At 39.2% G+C, this 15195-nt stretch carries 15 protein-coding genes; 7 read left to right on the top strand and 8 right to left on the bottom strand.

All coding sequences use genetic code 11. The annotated features are described in order from the left end of the window. Positions 1-73: 73 nt before the first annotated feature. Complete coding sequence (ung, locus tag G509_RS0114685) at positions 74-739, bottom strand: uracil-DNA glycosylase (protein ID WP_026992232.1); 666 nt, start codon at positions 737-739, stop codon at positions 74-76. A gap of 132 nt (positions 740-871) precedes the next feature. Between ung and G509_RS0114690 the strand changes: the two genes are divergently transcribed. Together G509_RS0114690 and G509_RS0114695 are read left to right on the top strand one after the other, a co-directional pair. Next, positions 872-3040, top strand: coding sequence for an endonuclease MutS2 (locus G509_RS0114690; RefSeq protein ID WP_026992233.1), 2169 nt, complete (start codon positions 872-874; stop codon positions 3038-3040). Between the two features lie 34 nt (positions 3041-3074). Beyond that, on the top strand, positions 3075-3488 hold the full coding sequence (locus tag G509_RS0114695; protein ID WP_026992234.1) for a thiol-disulfide oxidoreductase DCC family protein: 414 nt from the start codon (positions 3075-3077) through the stop codon (positions 3486-3488). An 84-nt stretch (positions 3489-3572) separates the two neighbouring features. On the opposite strand, the gene G509_RS0114700 is transcribed toward G509_RS0114695, so the two are convergent. From G509_RS0114700 to aroC, 4 genes are all read right to left on the bottom strand, one after another. After that, positions 3573-4652 (bottom strand): T9SS type A sorting domain-containing protein, encoded by a 1080-nt coding sequence (locus G509_RS0114700; protein ID WP_026992235.1) that lies wholly within the window; start codon positions 4650-4652, stop codon positions 3573-3575. Between the two features lie 111 nt (positions 4653-4763). Beyond that, positions 4764-5678 carry a T9SS-dependent choice-of-anchor J family protein gene (locus G509_RS0114710; RefSeq protein WP_026992236.1) on the bottom strand — a complete coding sequence of 305 codons (915 nt, stop codon included), beginning with the start codon at positions 5676-5678 and terminating at the stop codon, positions 4764-4766. Between the two features lie 112 nt (positions 5679-5790). Beyond that, complete coding sequence (locus G509_RS0114715) at positions 5791-6582, bottom strand: T9SS type A sorting domain-containing protein (protein ID WP_026992237.1); 792 nt, start codon at positions 6580-6582, stop codon at positions 5791-5793. Positions 6583-6750: 168 nt separating this feature from the next. Then, positions 6751-7812 carry a chorismate synthase gene (gene aroC / locus G509_RS0114720; protein ID WP_026992238.1) on the bottom strand — a complete coding sequence of 354 codons (1062 nt, stop codon included), beginning with the start codon at positions 7810-7812 and terminating at the stop codon, positions 6751-6753. Positions 7813-7965: 153 nt separating this feature from the next. Here aroC and G509_RS0114725 point away from each other — a divergent pair, with 153 nt between their 5' ends. The 4 genes from G509_RS0114725 (at position 7966) to G509_RS0114740 (ending at position 10736) form a co-directional block, all read left to right on the top strand. Continuing rightward, complete coding sequence (locus G509_RS0114725; protein ID WP_026992239.1) at positions 7966-8799, top strand: UDP-2,3-diacylglucosamine diphosphatase; 834 nt, start codon at positions 7966-7968, stop codon at positions 8797-8799. A 51-nt stretch (positions 8800-8850) separates the two neighbouring features. Then, the gene (locus tag G509_RS0114730; RefSeq protein ID WP_026992240.1) at positions 8851-9633 is read left to right on the top strand and encodes a hypothetical protein; all 783 of its coding nucleotides are present in this window, start codon (positions 8851-8853) and stop codon (positions 9631-9633) included. Positions 9634-9734: 101 nt separating this feature from the next. Continuing rightward, the gene (locus G509_RS0114735) at positions 9735-10241 is read left to right on the top strand and encodes a hypothetical protein (protein ID WP_026992241.1); all 507 of its coding nucleotides are present in this window, start codon (positions 9735-9737) and stop codon (positions 10239-10241) included. Positions 10242-10322: 81 nt separating this feature from the next. Next, complete coding sequence (locus G509_RS0114740; RefSeq protein WP_026992242.1) at positions 10323-10736, top strand: hypothetical protein; 414 nt, start codon at positions 10323-10325, stop codon at positions 10734-10736. A gap of 40 nt (positions 10737-10776) precedes the next feature. Here the strand turns inward: G509_RS0114740 and ettA are convergent, their stop codons facing one another. The 3 genes from ettA to G509_RS0114755 all read right to left on the bottom strand — a co-directional run bounded on the left by ettA (position 10777) and on the right by G509_RS0114755 (position 13585). Next, positions 10777-12471 (bottom strand): energy-dependent translational throttle protein EttA, encoded by a 1695-nt coding sequence (gene ettA / locus G509_RS0114745; protein WP_026992243.1) that lies wholly within the window; start codon positions 12469-12471, stop codon positions 10777-10779. Between the two features lie 37 nt (positions 12472-12508). Continuing rightward, positions 12509-12685 carry a CAL67264 family membrane protein gene (locus G509_RS23570; RefSeq protein ID WP_242604850.1) on the bottom strand — a complete coding sequence of 59 codons (177 nt, stop codon included), beginning with the start codon at positions 12683-12685 and terminating at the stop codon, positions 12509-12511. Between the two features lie 66 nt (positions 12686-12751). Then, complete coding sequence (locus G509_RS0114755; RefSeq protein WP_026992244.1) at positions 12752-13585, bottom strand: CvfB family protein; 834 nt, start codon at positions 13583-13585, stop codon at positions 12752-12754. Positions 13586-13700: 115 nt separating this feature from the next. Between G509_RS0114755 and G509_RS22955 the strand changes: the two genes are divergently transcribed. Continuing rightward, entirely contained in the window at positions 13701-15188 is a 1488-nt protein-coding gene (locus G509_RS22955) for a rhomboid family intramembrane serine protease (protein ID WP_051200239.1), read from the top strand. Positions 15189-15195 lie beyond the last annotated feature (7 nt).

The following is a 15195-nucleotide window of genomic DNA, read 5'->3' on the forward strand; positions in this document are numbered from 1 at the left end:
AGAGTTCGGCCTGATAATTTGATAGTCTTCGAGACTTGACGGCTTTCGACTTTATGACTTTCGACTTTAAAATTTACCACTCAATCTCCTTCTTACCTTTTTCCTTTAAAAACGCATTGGTTTTACTAAAATGCTTATTGCCAAACCAGTGCCCTTTATTCGCGCTAAGCGGCGATGGGTGGCCTGATTCTAACACCAGATGCTTGTTCTTATCAACGCGCGCACCTTTCTTTTTAGCCGATCCTCCCCAAAGCAGGAAAACAACATCTTTCTTTTCGTCAGATATTTTCTGGATAACAGCATCAGTAAACGCCTCCCAACCCTTGCCTTGGTGGCTGTTGGCTTCAGCCTGCCTAACCGTTAGCACCGCATTTAGCAGCAGCACACCCTGATTAGCCCAGCGCTCTAAATTGCCCGTTGGCGGAAAAGGCTTATCAAGGTCGGCCTGAATTTCCCTGAAAATATTTTGCAGCGACGGCGGGTTAGGTACACCATCCTTAACCGAAAAACAGAGTCCGTTTGCCTGCCCAGGCCCGTGGTAAGGGTCCTGCCCCAATATCACCACTTCTACCTTATCAAAAGGGCAATGGTCAAAAGCCGAAAATATTTGCTTGCCGGGAGGGTAGCAGGTATGGGCTGCATATTCATCCTTTACAAAGCCAATCAGGCTATCAAAATACGGTTTATCAAACTCGCTGGCCAGAGCTTTTTTCCACGATTCGTGTATAGCTACGTTCATTATTTGCTGATTTTGTACAAATATAAAAATTGTAGGGCATTGCATTTATAAAGGCGTCTTAAAGTTGACTGACAAATGTGCAGTCTGGCTTAATATGTAGTATTTTTGCATAAAATTTGCTGTATAAATATAATGATAAGCATAACAGATAAAACGCTAAAAGACCTTGAATTTGGCACCGTACTGGAAGCCGTTGCCGGTAGCTGCACCACAGAGCCGGGCATGGAAAAGGCTCTTTTAATAACGCCACTTAAAGATAAAGAGACACTGATGGAAGCGCTTAAGCAAACATCTGAGTTTGTATCGTCTTTTGATAATAATAACGCACTGCCCAATCACGGGTTTGAGCCCATAACCAAAGAGGTTAAATTTCTGGCTATAGAAGACAGTTACCTGGATGCACCCGCTTTCAGGAAAATTGCTGTGGTGTCAGAAACTGTAAACACACTGGTAAAATTTCTTGATAAGTTTAACGACTACTATCCTACCCTAAACAACAGGGCACTACAGGTAGAATATACTAAGGACATCCTAAAATACATCGATAAGATAGTAGACAAATACGGCGAAGTTAAAGACGATGCATCGCCCCAATTGCAGGAAATTCGCCGTGAGATGAACCTTGTAAAAATTAAGATAAACCAAAGTTTTACGGCGGCGCTAAGCCAGTACAACGGCCTTGGCTATCTTGATGATATTAAGGAAAGCGTGGTAGAGAACCGCCGCGTACTGGCCGTATCTGCCATGTACCGTCGCAAAGTTAAAGGGTCTATACTTGGCAGCTCTAAAACGGGCAGCATTGCCTACATAGAACCCGAGGCTACGTTGCGCTTTTCGCGCGAGCTCAACAATTTTGAGTACGAAGAAAAAGAAGAAGTAAAGCGCATTTTATTGCAGCTCTCTAATTTGGTTCGCCCTTATGTGCCGCTGCTTTACGATTATCAGGAATTTTTGACCGATATTGACGTGATTTCCGGAAAGGCAAAATATGCCAAAAGGATAAATGGTATACTGCCGGGCATTAATGAGGAGAGAAGGCTGTATTTCCGCGAGGCCTACCACCCTATTTTATACTCCAGCAACAGGCAAAAAAATAAGCCCACGTTTCCGCAAACTATAGAGCTTACGCCCGAGAACCGTATTATAGTAATATCCGGCCCAAATGCCGGCGGTAAAAGTATTACCCTTAAAACTATTGGCCTGTTGCAATTAATGCTGCAATGTGGCTTACTGATACCGGTACACGAACGCAGCGAAACATTTTTGTTTGACAGGATAATGACCGATATTGGCGATAACCAGTCGATTGAAAATCATTTAAGTACGTACAGTTACCGTCTTAAAAACATGAACTACTTTTTAAAGAAGTGTAATGATAAGACGCTGTTTTTGATTGACGAATTTGGTACAGGGTCTGATCCTGAACTGGGTGGCGCCCTGGCCGAAATATTTCTGGAAGAATTTTACCATCGCGAAGCCTTTGGTATTATAACCACGCACTATACCAATTTAAAGATATTGGCTAACGAGCTGCCTTATGCCACCAATGCCAACATGCTTTTCGACGAGAAATCGTTGGAACCTATGTACAAGCTTATCTTGGGTCAGGCGGGTAGTTCGTTTACTTTTGAGGTGGCACAAAAAAACGGCATACCGTACGGACTTATAAACCGTGCCAAGAAAAAAATTGAAGGCAGCAAAGTACGTTTTGATAAAACAATTGCCACCCTGCAAAAAGAGCGCTCCAAGCTGGAAAAAACATCGCAAAATCTAAAAGAGGAAGAGGTTCGCGCTCGCGAAGAGGGTAAAAAGATGGAGAACATTAATACCCGCATTCAGCAAAAGCTGGAAAGCTACCAGGAACTTTATGATGCTAACCAACGCCTTATTTATATGGGTCAGAAACTGGATGACATAAGCGAGAAGTACTTTAACAGCAAGAACAAGAAAGACCTTATTGGCGAATTTCTTAAAATGGTAGAGATAGAAAATTCTAAGCGTAAGAAGGTTACTCCAAAAGAAAAGAAAGTAATTGAGGTTAAGCAAAAAGAGGTTATTGCCGAGGTACAGGTTATAGTTGAGGAAATTCGCCAGGAAAAGAAAGAGAAAAAGATAAAAGAAAAGAGTGTAGAAAAACCCAAAGCCATCCTTAAAATTGGCGACCGCGTGCGCATGATTGATGGTAAGGCCGTTGGTACGCTTGATGCTATAGAACGTAAAAAAGCTACGGTAAACTATGGTACTTTTACCTCGAAGGTAGATTTAGAATCGTTGGAACTTGTAGAGGCAATGAAGAAATAGTGTAACAATGCATTAATGTTTTAATGTAACAATAATGGAAGATTTACCACAAAATAAAAAAATTATATTGTTTGATGGTGTTTGCAACCTTTGCGATGCCACCGTACAATTTATAATTAAGCACGATAAAAAGGATGTCTTTAGGTTTGTGCCTATACAGAGCGATTTAGGTCAATCGATTATACAGCATATTGGCATAGATACTTCTAAAACCGATTCTATAATATTGTACGAACCTGGGCATGCCTACTATTATAAAGCCGAAGCAGCACTAAAAATTGCAACTGCCCTTGGTGGGATATATTCGGGCATGGCAATTTTTACTATTTTACCCAAAGGTTTGTCTAATGCAGTATATGATTATATTGCGCGCAACCGCTACAAATGGTATGGCAAAAAAAATGATTGCATGATACCTACCCCAGAAATGAAGGCTAAGTTTTTATAAATATACGGTTAGCCACTTGGTGCCAAGACAAAATAAAAAAGCCCCGCATTTCGGGGCTCACTTATTATATGCAAAAACTAATAATTAGTTTTTAACGATCTTTTTGGTAGTTGTACCATTTTCTGATGCAATTGTTACCATGTAAACACCAGATGCAAGATCTGAAATATTTACCTGAGTCTCTGCAGCACCATTAAATTTAACTGATTTTACTGTACGGCCGTTAACATCTACAATAGCAACATTGTTAACAAGAGTGTTATCAGCATTAGTAACGTTAATTACGTTAGTTGCAGGGTTAGGGAAAATAGAGAATTGTGTAGCAGCAACAACATCTTTAACAGCAAGTAAAGAATCAGAAGCGCTGGTTTTAACAGCAATGTTATCAAACCATCCTGTAGCAGATTCTGTATTAGTTGCAGATGTAGTAGATCCTGCTGCAGCATAAAAATCAATTTCACCTGGAATTTCGCCTGGTGCAGCACCTTCTATGCTAACAGAATATTCGCCATATTTAAATATAATTTCTCCTGTGGTAACATTATAGCTAAACCCAGCTCTTATCCAAGTGTTTTCTGGTAATATTACATTTGCTGATGTAGTATTTTCAGGATTTAAACCAAAAATATATGTTCCTGTACCCGGTGTAGAAGTATAATAGCCTAATCCTGAAATAATACCTGTAGAAGTAGCTAAGTTAATACCCGATAATAGTTTAGAACTATCTTCGTTAAAAATAGCAACTCGCATATTGTTTAAGCTTGCTCCAGGTGCACCTGTATAGTAATCAAATTCAACCTCAAGTAAATCATTACCTTCTGTTCTCGCATCCCAAAAATCTGCAAGACCTGTTTTCCATGCATACGCAGCACCATAGTTACCGTTTGGTCCTTCAATTTGTAAAACATTTCCATGTCCTTCACCACCATCAACAACCTGGATAACAGAAGCATCTGTCATGTTTGTAGTTGTTGTTGTTGTTCCTGCAGCTCCGTTATTAGTTCCACCTGCATACCAGTCGCCCTGGCCTGCTGTTACTCCTGTAAAGTCTTCAACCAAGTTACCAACAATAAGTGCATTAAAATCATCAGATTGAAAAGTCTGAGCTTTTACAGTAAAAAAAGACCCCATTAAGAATGCGGCTAATAGTAATTGTTTTTTCATAATAATAGTGTATAATTTTGCCAAATATATGACTAAATATGCAATTATAGATGTTTTGGGCAAAAAAAAACAGGCAATAAATGCCTGTTTTTAATATAATAGAACTTAAAATTAGTTCTTAATAACTTTTTTGGTTGTAGTTCCTTTGTCAGAAGTAATTGTCATCATATAAACACCAGATGCAAGATCTGAAATATTTACCTGAGCATCTGCAACACCGTTAAATTTAACCGATTTAACAACTCTACCGTTAAGGTCAGCAATAGATGCGCCATCAACAAGAATGTTAGATGTGTTAGTAATATTTACAACATTAGTAGCAGGGTTTGGAGATACTGATAACTGAGAAGCTAATACATCTTTAACACTTGCAACAGTACCTGTAGTTGTAACAGCAAAATCATCTACTAATAGTGCAAATGCATCATCAGTTACATAGTTTATTGCTATATAAACAGATTGAGTATCAAACTCGTCAAGAGTAAAAGTATATTGTGTATATTCTCCTGCAGGAACTTCAATAAAATCATCACCAGATATAATTGCGAAATCAGAAGAATCAGTATTGCCTGTAGTTGATACAGCTACATTAATTCTTTCCATACCCCATGTATCTGTAATAGATTTAGCCCAAAATGTAACAGTGTTACCAGATGAACCTAATGTAATTTGAGGCGTTATAAACCAATCATTATTGGTAGGAGTTGAAGCCGCGAAAAAGGCAAGTGTTTTTTCTCCAGAATGTGCAGCCCAGTTTTCTTCAAGTGCAGGCTGTGTTGTTGTAGAATTAAAAACAATTGCAGTACCTGTATAACCAGAATTGTCGAAAACGTAAGGTACATTATCTGCATCTTCTATACCGTAAGTTGCAGATCCATCTTCATCTATTTGAGACCATGGGCCAATAGCTTCAATAATAAAATCTTCATAACTATCAAAGTTATCAGAGAATAAAGTGGTAGTTTGTGCTTTGGCTGTTAAAAAAGACCCCATTAAAAATGCGGCCAATAGTAAATTTTTTTTCATGATAAAGTATATAATTTTTCCAAAAGTATGGTAAAATAGGGCTTTATAATAAATTTTAACATAAAAAAAACAGGCACTATGTGCCTGTTTTACTTAATGTACTGAACTTAAATTAGTTCTTGATAATTTTTTTAGTAGTAGTTCCTTTGTCAGATGATATTGTCATCATGTAAACGCCAGATGTAAGGTCAGAAATGTTTAACTGAGCATTAGCAACGCCATCAAATTTAACTGATTTAACTATACGTCCATTAATATCTGCCACACTAACATTGTTTAGCACTGTATTGCCCGAGTTAGAAACGTTGATAACATTGGTAGCCGGGTTAGGAGATACAGAAAATTGTGATGCCAGTGCCTCGTTGCGGCTTGCAGTAGACTGAACTGATATATCATCAATTACAAGCTGTGCACCATCGCTGCCTGCGTACTGAAATTTAAGTTGCGCAGTGTCTCCTGCATACTCAGAAAGATTTACAGATACATCAAATGGTACATAGGTTTCAAATTCATCAGCATCATCTTCGTTCCATATAGACGTCCATGTAGTACCTCCGTCTGTGGAGATCGAAACTATAAAGTCGTAGTTATTGTTAGGATCTACAGACCAGTAGTAGCTTAACGAAGTTGTAAAAACTAATGTAGCATCATCTCCGGATGGTACTGTAAACTCCGGGCTAACCAAAGATTCGTCCTGATCTACAAGTGCAGGATCATACTGCACATTTGCAGATTGATCTCCGTTTATAGGGCCATCAGTATAAACTTCCCATGTATAATCTTCGTTAGTGGTTTCAATGCTCCACCCTGTAGGCGGAAAATCTCCTTCAAAATCTTCAGTTAACTGGGCATAAGTAAAGGTTGACATAGCAAGCATACTTAATAAAAGTAAATTTCTTTTCATTGGTATAAGTTTTTTAGTTATACTCAAAAATAAATTAAAATTTTAACGCAACAATAAATTTTAATAAATATTTAAAAAACTTTTAACAAAAAAATAAATTAAAAACAAGCCTTTGTGAGTTATTGCTGAGATTAATTAAGAAATAAACCCAATTAACAAACCTTATTTTTACTTACTCTTATATTCTAATACATAAAAATCGGCTAAAACCAACGCAGCCATTGCCTCTACAATAGGCACCGCGCGTGGCACCACACAAGGGTCGTGCCTGCCCCTGCCCTGCATCTCTACCGTGTTGCCATTGCTATCTATAGTTTGCTGTGTTTGCATTATTGTAGCTACCGGCTTAAAGGCAACCCTAAAGTAAATATCCATACCGTTGCTTATACCTCCCTGTATACCACCAGATAAATTGGTTTTAGTGGTGCCATCGGCATTAAACAGGTCGTTATGCTCGCTGCCTTTCATTTTTGCACCGCAAAAACCGCTGCCATATTCAAAACCTTTTACAGCGTTAATAGACAGCATTGCTTTGCCCAGTTCGGCATGCAGCTTATCAAAAACCGGTTCGCCCAAGCCTGCCGGCACGTTTTTAATAACACAGGTAACGGTTCCACCAATGGTATCGCCCTGTTTGCGTATCTCTTTAATATAGTCTTCCATCCTTGCGGCAGATGCTTCATCCGGGCAACGCACTGCATTGGTTTCGGTTAAAGAAAAATCAAGATCCTGATACGGCTTGTCTATAAAAATATCACCCACAGACGATGTAAATGCATTAATGGTAACCTGCGGCAGCACCTGTTTGGCTATTGCCCCACCTACTACGCGGCTAATAGTTTCGCGTGCAGAGCTGCGCCCCCCGCCCCTGTAATCGCGTATGCCGTACTTTTTATCGTACGTATAATCAGCGTGCGATGGGCGGTAAACATCTTTTATATGAGAGTAATCATCAGATTTCTGGTTGGTATTAGGCACCATAAAACCAATTGGTGCGCCTGTGGTTTTTCCTTCAAAAATTCCCGAAAGAAACTGCACTTCATCCGGCTCTTTGCGTTGTGTTACAATAGCCGACTGCCCTGGCCTGCGCCTGTTTAGCTCGTTCTGTATGGCATCAAAATTAACCTCTATACCCGGGGGGCACCCATCTATAATACCGCCTATTGCCGGCCCGTGAGATTCTCCAAATGTAGTTAGGGTAAATATGCGCCCAAATGTATTTCCTGCCATTAGTATGATTTTTAACAAATATACTTCGTTACAAATTATTATTAAAGGCATGTTACATCAAATTTAATATACATTGCCATTTGTAAACCTTTTAGTAACCCTGCCATAAATTACAGGTTATATATATAGGTGTATTTTGCAGAAAACATCTTTATGAAAAAAAGGATTGTAGACCTTGTAGTACTATCTGATGTTCATTTGGGTACCTATGGCTGCCACGCCAAAGAACTGTATAACTACCTACAAAGCATTAAGCCTAAAACACTGGTGCTAAACGGCGATATTATAGATATATGGCAGTTCAGGAAATCCTACTTTCCAAAATCGCACTTAAAGGTGGTTAAAAAGCTGTTAGATTTTGCCTCTAAAGGCACTAAAGTGTACTACATTACCGGTAATCATGATGAGATGCTTCGTAAGTTTAGCGATACTACCATGGGCAATTTTAGCATTGTAGATAAGGTGGTGCTGGAGCTGGACGGAAAGAAAGCATGGTTTTTTCATGGCGATATTTTTGATAACTCTGTACATCACGCCAAATGGATTGCCAAACTTGGCGGTATTGGCTATGATTATCTTATACTCTTAAACCGCTTTATTAATTACCTGCTAATGCGCATGGGTAAAGAGCCTTACTCGCTATCCAAAAAAATTAAATCGGGCGTAAAAAAGGCTGTAAAGTTTATATCTGATTTTGAATCTACCGCTGCCGACCTGGCTATAGAAAACAATTACGACTTTGTGGTTTGTGGCCATATACACGAGCCAAAAATGACAAAGATGGAAAATAAAAAAGGCAGTGTTATGTACTTAAACTCCGGCGACTGGATAGAAAACCTAACGGCACTGGAATATAACAAAAAGCGCTGGAAAATGTACCGCCACGAAAACACAGTTAAAGTAGAGCAGGAAGACGATTATTTTGATATTAGCCCCAGCCTTACTGGCCAGCAACTTGTTGCATCGCTTATTTTTAGTGCAAAATAAGGTACTTTAAAAATGTTGAGTTATATTAGCCACCTAACTCGATAAACTCACATGAAAAAAACTATTTACCTTTTGCTTGCACTAAGCATTTTTACGGTTTCCTGCTCGTCTGACGATGATAGCGCGGCTACAACTACACCATCAGAAAATGATTATTTGCCGCTTACCGCCGGTAATTACTGGGTGTATGATGTGCCAGGGTCTGTAGAATCCGGGAGAGATTCGCTTTATGTTGCAAACGATACTGTTATTGCAGGGTCTGCTTATAGTAAATTTAAAACCCGCGAACTGGCTTTTGGTTTCTTTACCGGAGCTTTAGCTAATAACGGTGTAAAAAAAGAGGGTAACAAGTTACTGCTTACCGGGAGTGCATCGGTTAACTTTACCGAAGAATTTCCTATAAATATAGGTGTTACAGACCTTATTATTTTTAATGAAGATGCTACCGTAAACGATGCCCTTGGTGCTGTTACAGGTACTATAGAACAAACTTATGATGGTTATCCGCTTACGTTTACCTACACCCTTACAACCACAGCTAAAGAAGATTTACCAAATTATAGCGTAGGCACAGATGTTTATACTGATGTAAAAAGGGTAGAAACTAAACTTAACCTAAAAATAGAAACTGAGTTATTAGGGTTTACTGCTGAAATTTTAAAGCCTCAGGATATTGTTACATCATACCAGTATTACGCAAAGGGCATTGGTGTAGTTTATGTAGATACAACTTTACAATATAATATTAACGCTGAAATAGCTGCCACATTTGGCATTCCGGCAACGCGTACCGAAACTCAAAAAGAAATTTTGGACACGTATAGTGTAGAATAATTTTAACAAAACGATAACTGTTAAAAGTTTAACATAAACCTATTCCTACAAAAAAGTTGCTTTTATATTTGCCTTAATAAAACAACTAATTGGGAATTATTATGAAAAAACTTCTTTTATCGGCTTTTATGCTGGCAGGATTGGCATTTAGCGCGCAGGCACAGGAAAAAAATGCGATTGGTATACGTATTGGCGATAACGATGGCTTTGGTGGTGAGGTATCTTACCAACGTAAATTAGGATCTGACAACAGGTTAGAACTTGATTTAGGTATACGTAACTCTAACCATTATGATGCTTTTAAACTTGCAGCTCTTTACCAATGGGTTTGGAATATTGAAGGCGGCTTTAACTGGTATGCCGGTGTTGGTGGTGGTGTTGGTACCTGGAGTTATGATTATGATGGCCCGGGCAATGGCCCATTTAACGATGATTATGAAGATGATGGTACGTTTTTATTTGTAGCAGGAGATATAGGTATAGAATATAACTTTGATTTTCCGTTACAACTATCGTTAGACTTTAGGCCAGAGCTTTACTTTAATGATGATTACGGTGGAGATAATTTTGGTCCGGATATTGCACTTGGTGCACGTTTCCGTTTCTAAAAACATAAAACCTAAGAACAAAAAATAATAAACCCCTGCCCAATAAGCAGGGGTTTATTGTATATACTTATAGTTTCGATTATGAAAAAAACTCTTCTATTCGCCACCCTGCTTACAATTTTCTTAAGCTGTAAAAATCATAAAGAAGAAGTAGCTCTAATAAATAGTATTGAAGCCGACACTATAAAAGTAGCCGATAAGCAACAGCCGCTTAACTGGAAGGATGATTTGCTGGCTAAGTACGTATCGCAATCCGATAATGATTTGATACAATCTGCCAACAAACAAAAGTTAAACGAAGAATGGCTTTTTGACCAGGAAATAGTTACTGATACCGCCAGTTATCTGGTTTATCAGATTGGCCATGATGTTACCGATGAGGGAGGTACTAACCCCCGCTTTGTAACCGACCAATGGGTACGTATAGATACCATATCCAAACAACTATACGAATACGACCTGGCTAACGACAGCCTTATAAAATGGAAGCCATAGCATAAAAAAAGCCCTTCTTTTCAGAAGGGCTTTGTTATATTTAGTTTCTTATAAGTTTTTTATACTTAATACGCTTAGGCGTTAAGTCGCCGCCAAGGCGTTTTTTCTTGTTCTCTTCATATTCAGAGAAGCTTCCTTCAAAAAAGTACACTTCAGAGTTGCCTTCAAAAGCAAGAATGTGGGTACAAACCCTGTCTAAAAACCACCTGTCGTGAGATATTACCACTGCACAACCTGCAAAGTTATCCAAACCTTCTTCAAGCGCACGTAGTGTATTAATATCCAAGTCGTTGGTAGGCTCATCCAGTAGCAAAACGTTACCTTCTTCTTTAAGTGTTATAGCCAGGTGAAGCCTGTTACGCTCTCCACCAGATAGTGTTGCCACCTTTTTATTCTGGTCGCTACCACTAAAGTTAAAACGGCTAAGGTAAGCGCGGGAGTTTACCTGCCTGCCACCCATCATAATAAGCTCCTGGCCATCGCAAAAATTCTCCCAGATAGTTTTTTCAGGATCTATGTTAGAGTGGCTCTGGTCTACATAAGCAATCTTAACGGTTTCGCCTACAGCAAATTCGCCTTTATCGGGTGTTTGCTCGCCCATTATCATTTTAAAGATGGTGGTTTTACCGGCACCGTTTGGCCCAATAATACCAACAATACCTGCTTGTGGCAGTGTAAAGTTTAGGTCTTCGTACAATAATTTATCGCCAAAAGCCTTAGCAACACCTTTAGCCTCAATTACATTAGTACCAAGCCTTGGCCCGTTAGGTATGTAAATTTCCAGTTTTTCGTCAAGCTCTTTCTGGTCTTCGTTTAATAGCCTGTCGTAATTTTGTAAACGAGCTTTTTGCTTGGTCTGGCGTCCTTTAGCACCCTGCCTAACCCAGTCGAGCTCTCGCTCTAAAGTTTTACGGCGTTTAGAAGCTGTTTTTTCTTCCTGCTCCATACGCTTAGATTTTTGGTCAAGCCAAGAAGAGTAGTTACCCTTCCACGGTATACCTTCTCCCCTGTCTAATTCCAGAATCCAGCCTGCCACGTTATCAAGAAAATAACGGTCGTGGGTTACGGCAATAACAGTACCCGCATAGTGCTGTAAATGCTGCTCTAACCAAAGTACACTCTCGGCATCAAGGTGGTTGGTAGGCTCATCCAAAAGCAATACATCCGGCTGTTGTAAAAGCAGGCGGCAAAGTGCTACACGTCTTTTCTCTCCACCCGAAAGCACATTTATCGGGGTGTCCGGCTCTGGGGTACGCAGGGCATCCATAGCTATTTCCAGCTTGGTATCCAGCTCCCATGCGCCCGATGCATCTATCCTGTCCTGTAGCTCGGCCTGGCGGTCCATAAGCTTTTGCATCTTATCGGCATCCTCATATACTTCAGGATCGCCAAAGCTGTCATTAATTTTATTAAACTCGTCTAAAAGGGCAACCGTTTCGGCCACACCCTCGCGAACAATTTCTATAACTGTTTTAGTCTCATCTAAAATAGGTTCCTGCTCAAGGTAGCCCACGGTATAGCCCGGAGCAAAAACAACATCGCCCTGGTAGTTTTTATCCTGGCCGGCAATAATTTTTAGTAATGATGATTTACCCGAACCGTTTAAACCAAGAATACCAATTTTGGCACCATAGAAAAAACTAAGGTAAATATCTTTAAGCACCGGTTTATTAGCGCCGGGATAGGTTTTACCCAGCTTAGACATGGAAAATATTACTTTCTTATCGTCTGACATAATTTATGTTTGTAGTTTTTAGTTTATTGTTTGATGCTTACACCCTGCCTTTAAGCGCATTAAAAACCCATGCAATGGCAAAAAAGCCAAGTCCCACAGCAGCAAAGCCATAGCCGGCAATATCATTATACTTAAATGCACCTAAGCCTATAAGCAACAGCCCCATAAGTATCATAATAAGGGTAGCCCAGCCAAGTACCGTATTTTTATTCATCATTGTTTATAGTAGTGTTTAAAAAGCAAATATCGGTAACTTTTACTTATTTGTAAAATAATGAAGTTACGAATTTATAAGGTAAATACCGTCTTCTTTTATCTCTATAAGCTTTTGCTTATACAACGTGCCAATAGCTTTCTTAAAAGTCTTTTTGCTCATTTTAAGCACGGTCTTAATATCTTCGGGGTGGCTGTTGTCGTTTAAACGCAAAAAACCACGGCTTGCCCTAAGTTCGTCCAGTATTTTCTCGGCATTAGGCTCAATACCATCAAAGCCGGTTTTTTGTAGGGTTACATCAATCTTATTATCAGGGCGAATAGTTTTAATATACCCTTTAACCCTGTCTCCCGTACGCAAATCATCATACACCTCATTAAGGTACATAAGGCCTTTATGCTGCTCGTTAATAATAACGTTAATGCCAAGCTCTGTAATATGGGTAACAATAAGGTCTACTTCTTCGCCCTCTTCTACGGTTAGCTCTTCGTTACTTAAAAACTGGTTAAGCTTACTTGATCCTACAAGCCTGTTCGACTTTTCGTCTAAAAACATGTGTATCAAGTAGCGCTTAGTAGCTTCCATAGGGCGCGCCTGCTCCCTAAAAGGTACAAATAGGTCTTTTTCAAGGCCCCAATTCATAAAGGCGCCAAACTTGTTTATATAGCTTACGCGAAGCAATGCAAACTCATTAAGGTATATGTAGGGCTCTAAAGTAGTTGCCACGGGGCGCTCTTCCTGGTCAAGGTATACAAATACGGTAAGCTCATCGCCTATTTCAAAATCTTCGGGCACGTATTTGTTAGGCAAAAGTATATCATCTTTGCCATCGGTTAAATAAAGCCCAACCTGGGTATCCCTCGCAATACTTAGGGTATTGTATTTTCCTAATTCGATCATTCTATAATTGTTGAAGCCACAAAGGTACAAAGATTAAGCAGTAAGCGGTAATCATTAGGTAAAGTATAATAGTGTTTGTTTATATTTGGCAAAATATAAACAAACTTACTTTATAATGGCTGTAGGATTTACACCAAAATTTACCCGGGATATTGCGTTAAATACCGGCCGCGAGCATTGCATTGTTACCGCCTTTAAAACATTTGATAATTTAGGATGGAAAACAGTCTATATAAGCCCTAATGGGTTAATTGCCTATACTAATAAAGGCATATTTACCACTAATGCCGAAATCAGGATTATTGTTACAGATACTACCATTACTATTACAAGCAGTTCTACCGGTAGCGAAATGGTAGATCTTGGAAAAAATAAAAAATTTGTAGAACAATTTATAGACACCTATACTAAACTACTGGAAGCAGGGAGTACTGAAGAATCTGTCCATGAATATAACCAATTAAAACAAAATTTTCCTCCGCAAGATGAGGAAGACTATTTGCTTGCCCCGCCTGTTAGTGGCATTAAAAGCTTTTTGGCTTTATTTACACCTGTAAAGGGCTACTTTATTACACCCATTTTAATTTTAGTTAACATTGCCATTTTTATAATAATGGTGTGCAACGGTATTAATTTTATGGAGCCAAGCGCCGAAAGTATGCTTAGCTGGGGCGCTAACTTTAAACCCGTAACATTAGATGGCCAATGGTACAGGCTTTTTACCTGCTGTTTTATACATTTTGGCCTATTACATTTAGTAATGAATATGTATGCCTTGTCTTATATTGGCTTATTACTGGAGCCTCGCCTTGGCAAAAGCAGGTTTTTGGCGGGTTACTTACTGGCGGGTTTAGTGGCAAGCGCTACGAGCTTATGGTGGAATGATTTTGTTGTTAGCGGCGGGGCGTCTGGTGCTATCTTTGGCATGTATGGCCTTTTTTTAGCTTTGCTTACAACCAATGCAATAGAAAAATCTGTACGTAAGCCCTTAATGGCAAGCATAGGTGTATTTGTGGTATTTAACATTTTTAGCGGAATGGCCGTTAGCGGTATAGATAATGCAGCCCACGTTGGTGGGCTTTTAGGTGGTTTTGTAATTGGCTATATATTTATACCAAGCCTACGGAAACCGTCATCTGCCGGGCCGAAATTTGCAGGTATCGTTGCAGCAGCTGTTGTATGTGCGGGTATAATTTTTGCAGCCTGTAATTACACCAGTAACGATATTGCTAAATATGATACTGCAATTAAGCAGTTTGGGATTAACGAAACCAAAGCATTACAGGTTTATAATCTTGATGATAGCGCTACTAAACAGCAACTACTTGAAGGTTTAAAAACCGGATTACAATACTGGAAGCAAAACCGCAAACTTATAGCAGATGCCGATATGTTAGATTTACCAGAATCGTTACACACTCAGAATAAAAAGCTTATAAAATACTGCGATTTAAGAATAGAAATTTACACTTTAGCCTCTAAGAATATTACCGAAGATACACAGGCATACGTTTACAGGCTATCTGAACTGAATAAAGAAATAAACGCATTATTGGATGAGAATTTTGGGAAGACAAAACAAGATCCTCCCCCATCTCAATAACTATAGC

The organism is Flavobacterium subsaxonicum WB 4.1-42 = DSM 21790, from assembly GCF_000422725.1.
Taxonomy (GTDB): domain Bacteria; phylum Bacteroidota; class Bacteroidia; order Flavobacteriales; family Flavobacteriaceae; genus Flavobacterium; species Flavobacterium subsaxonicum.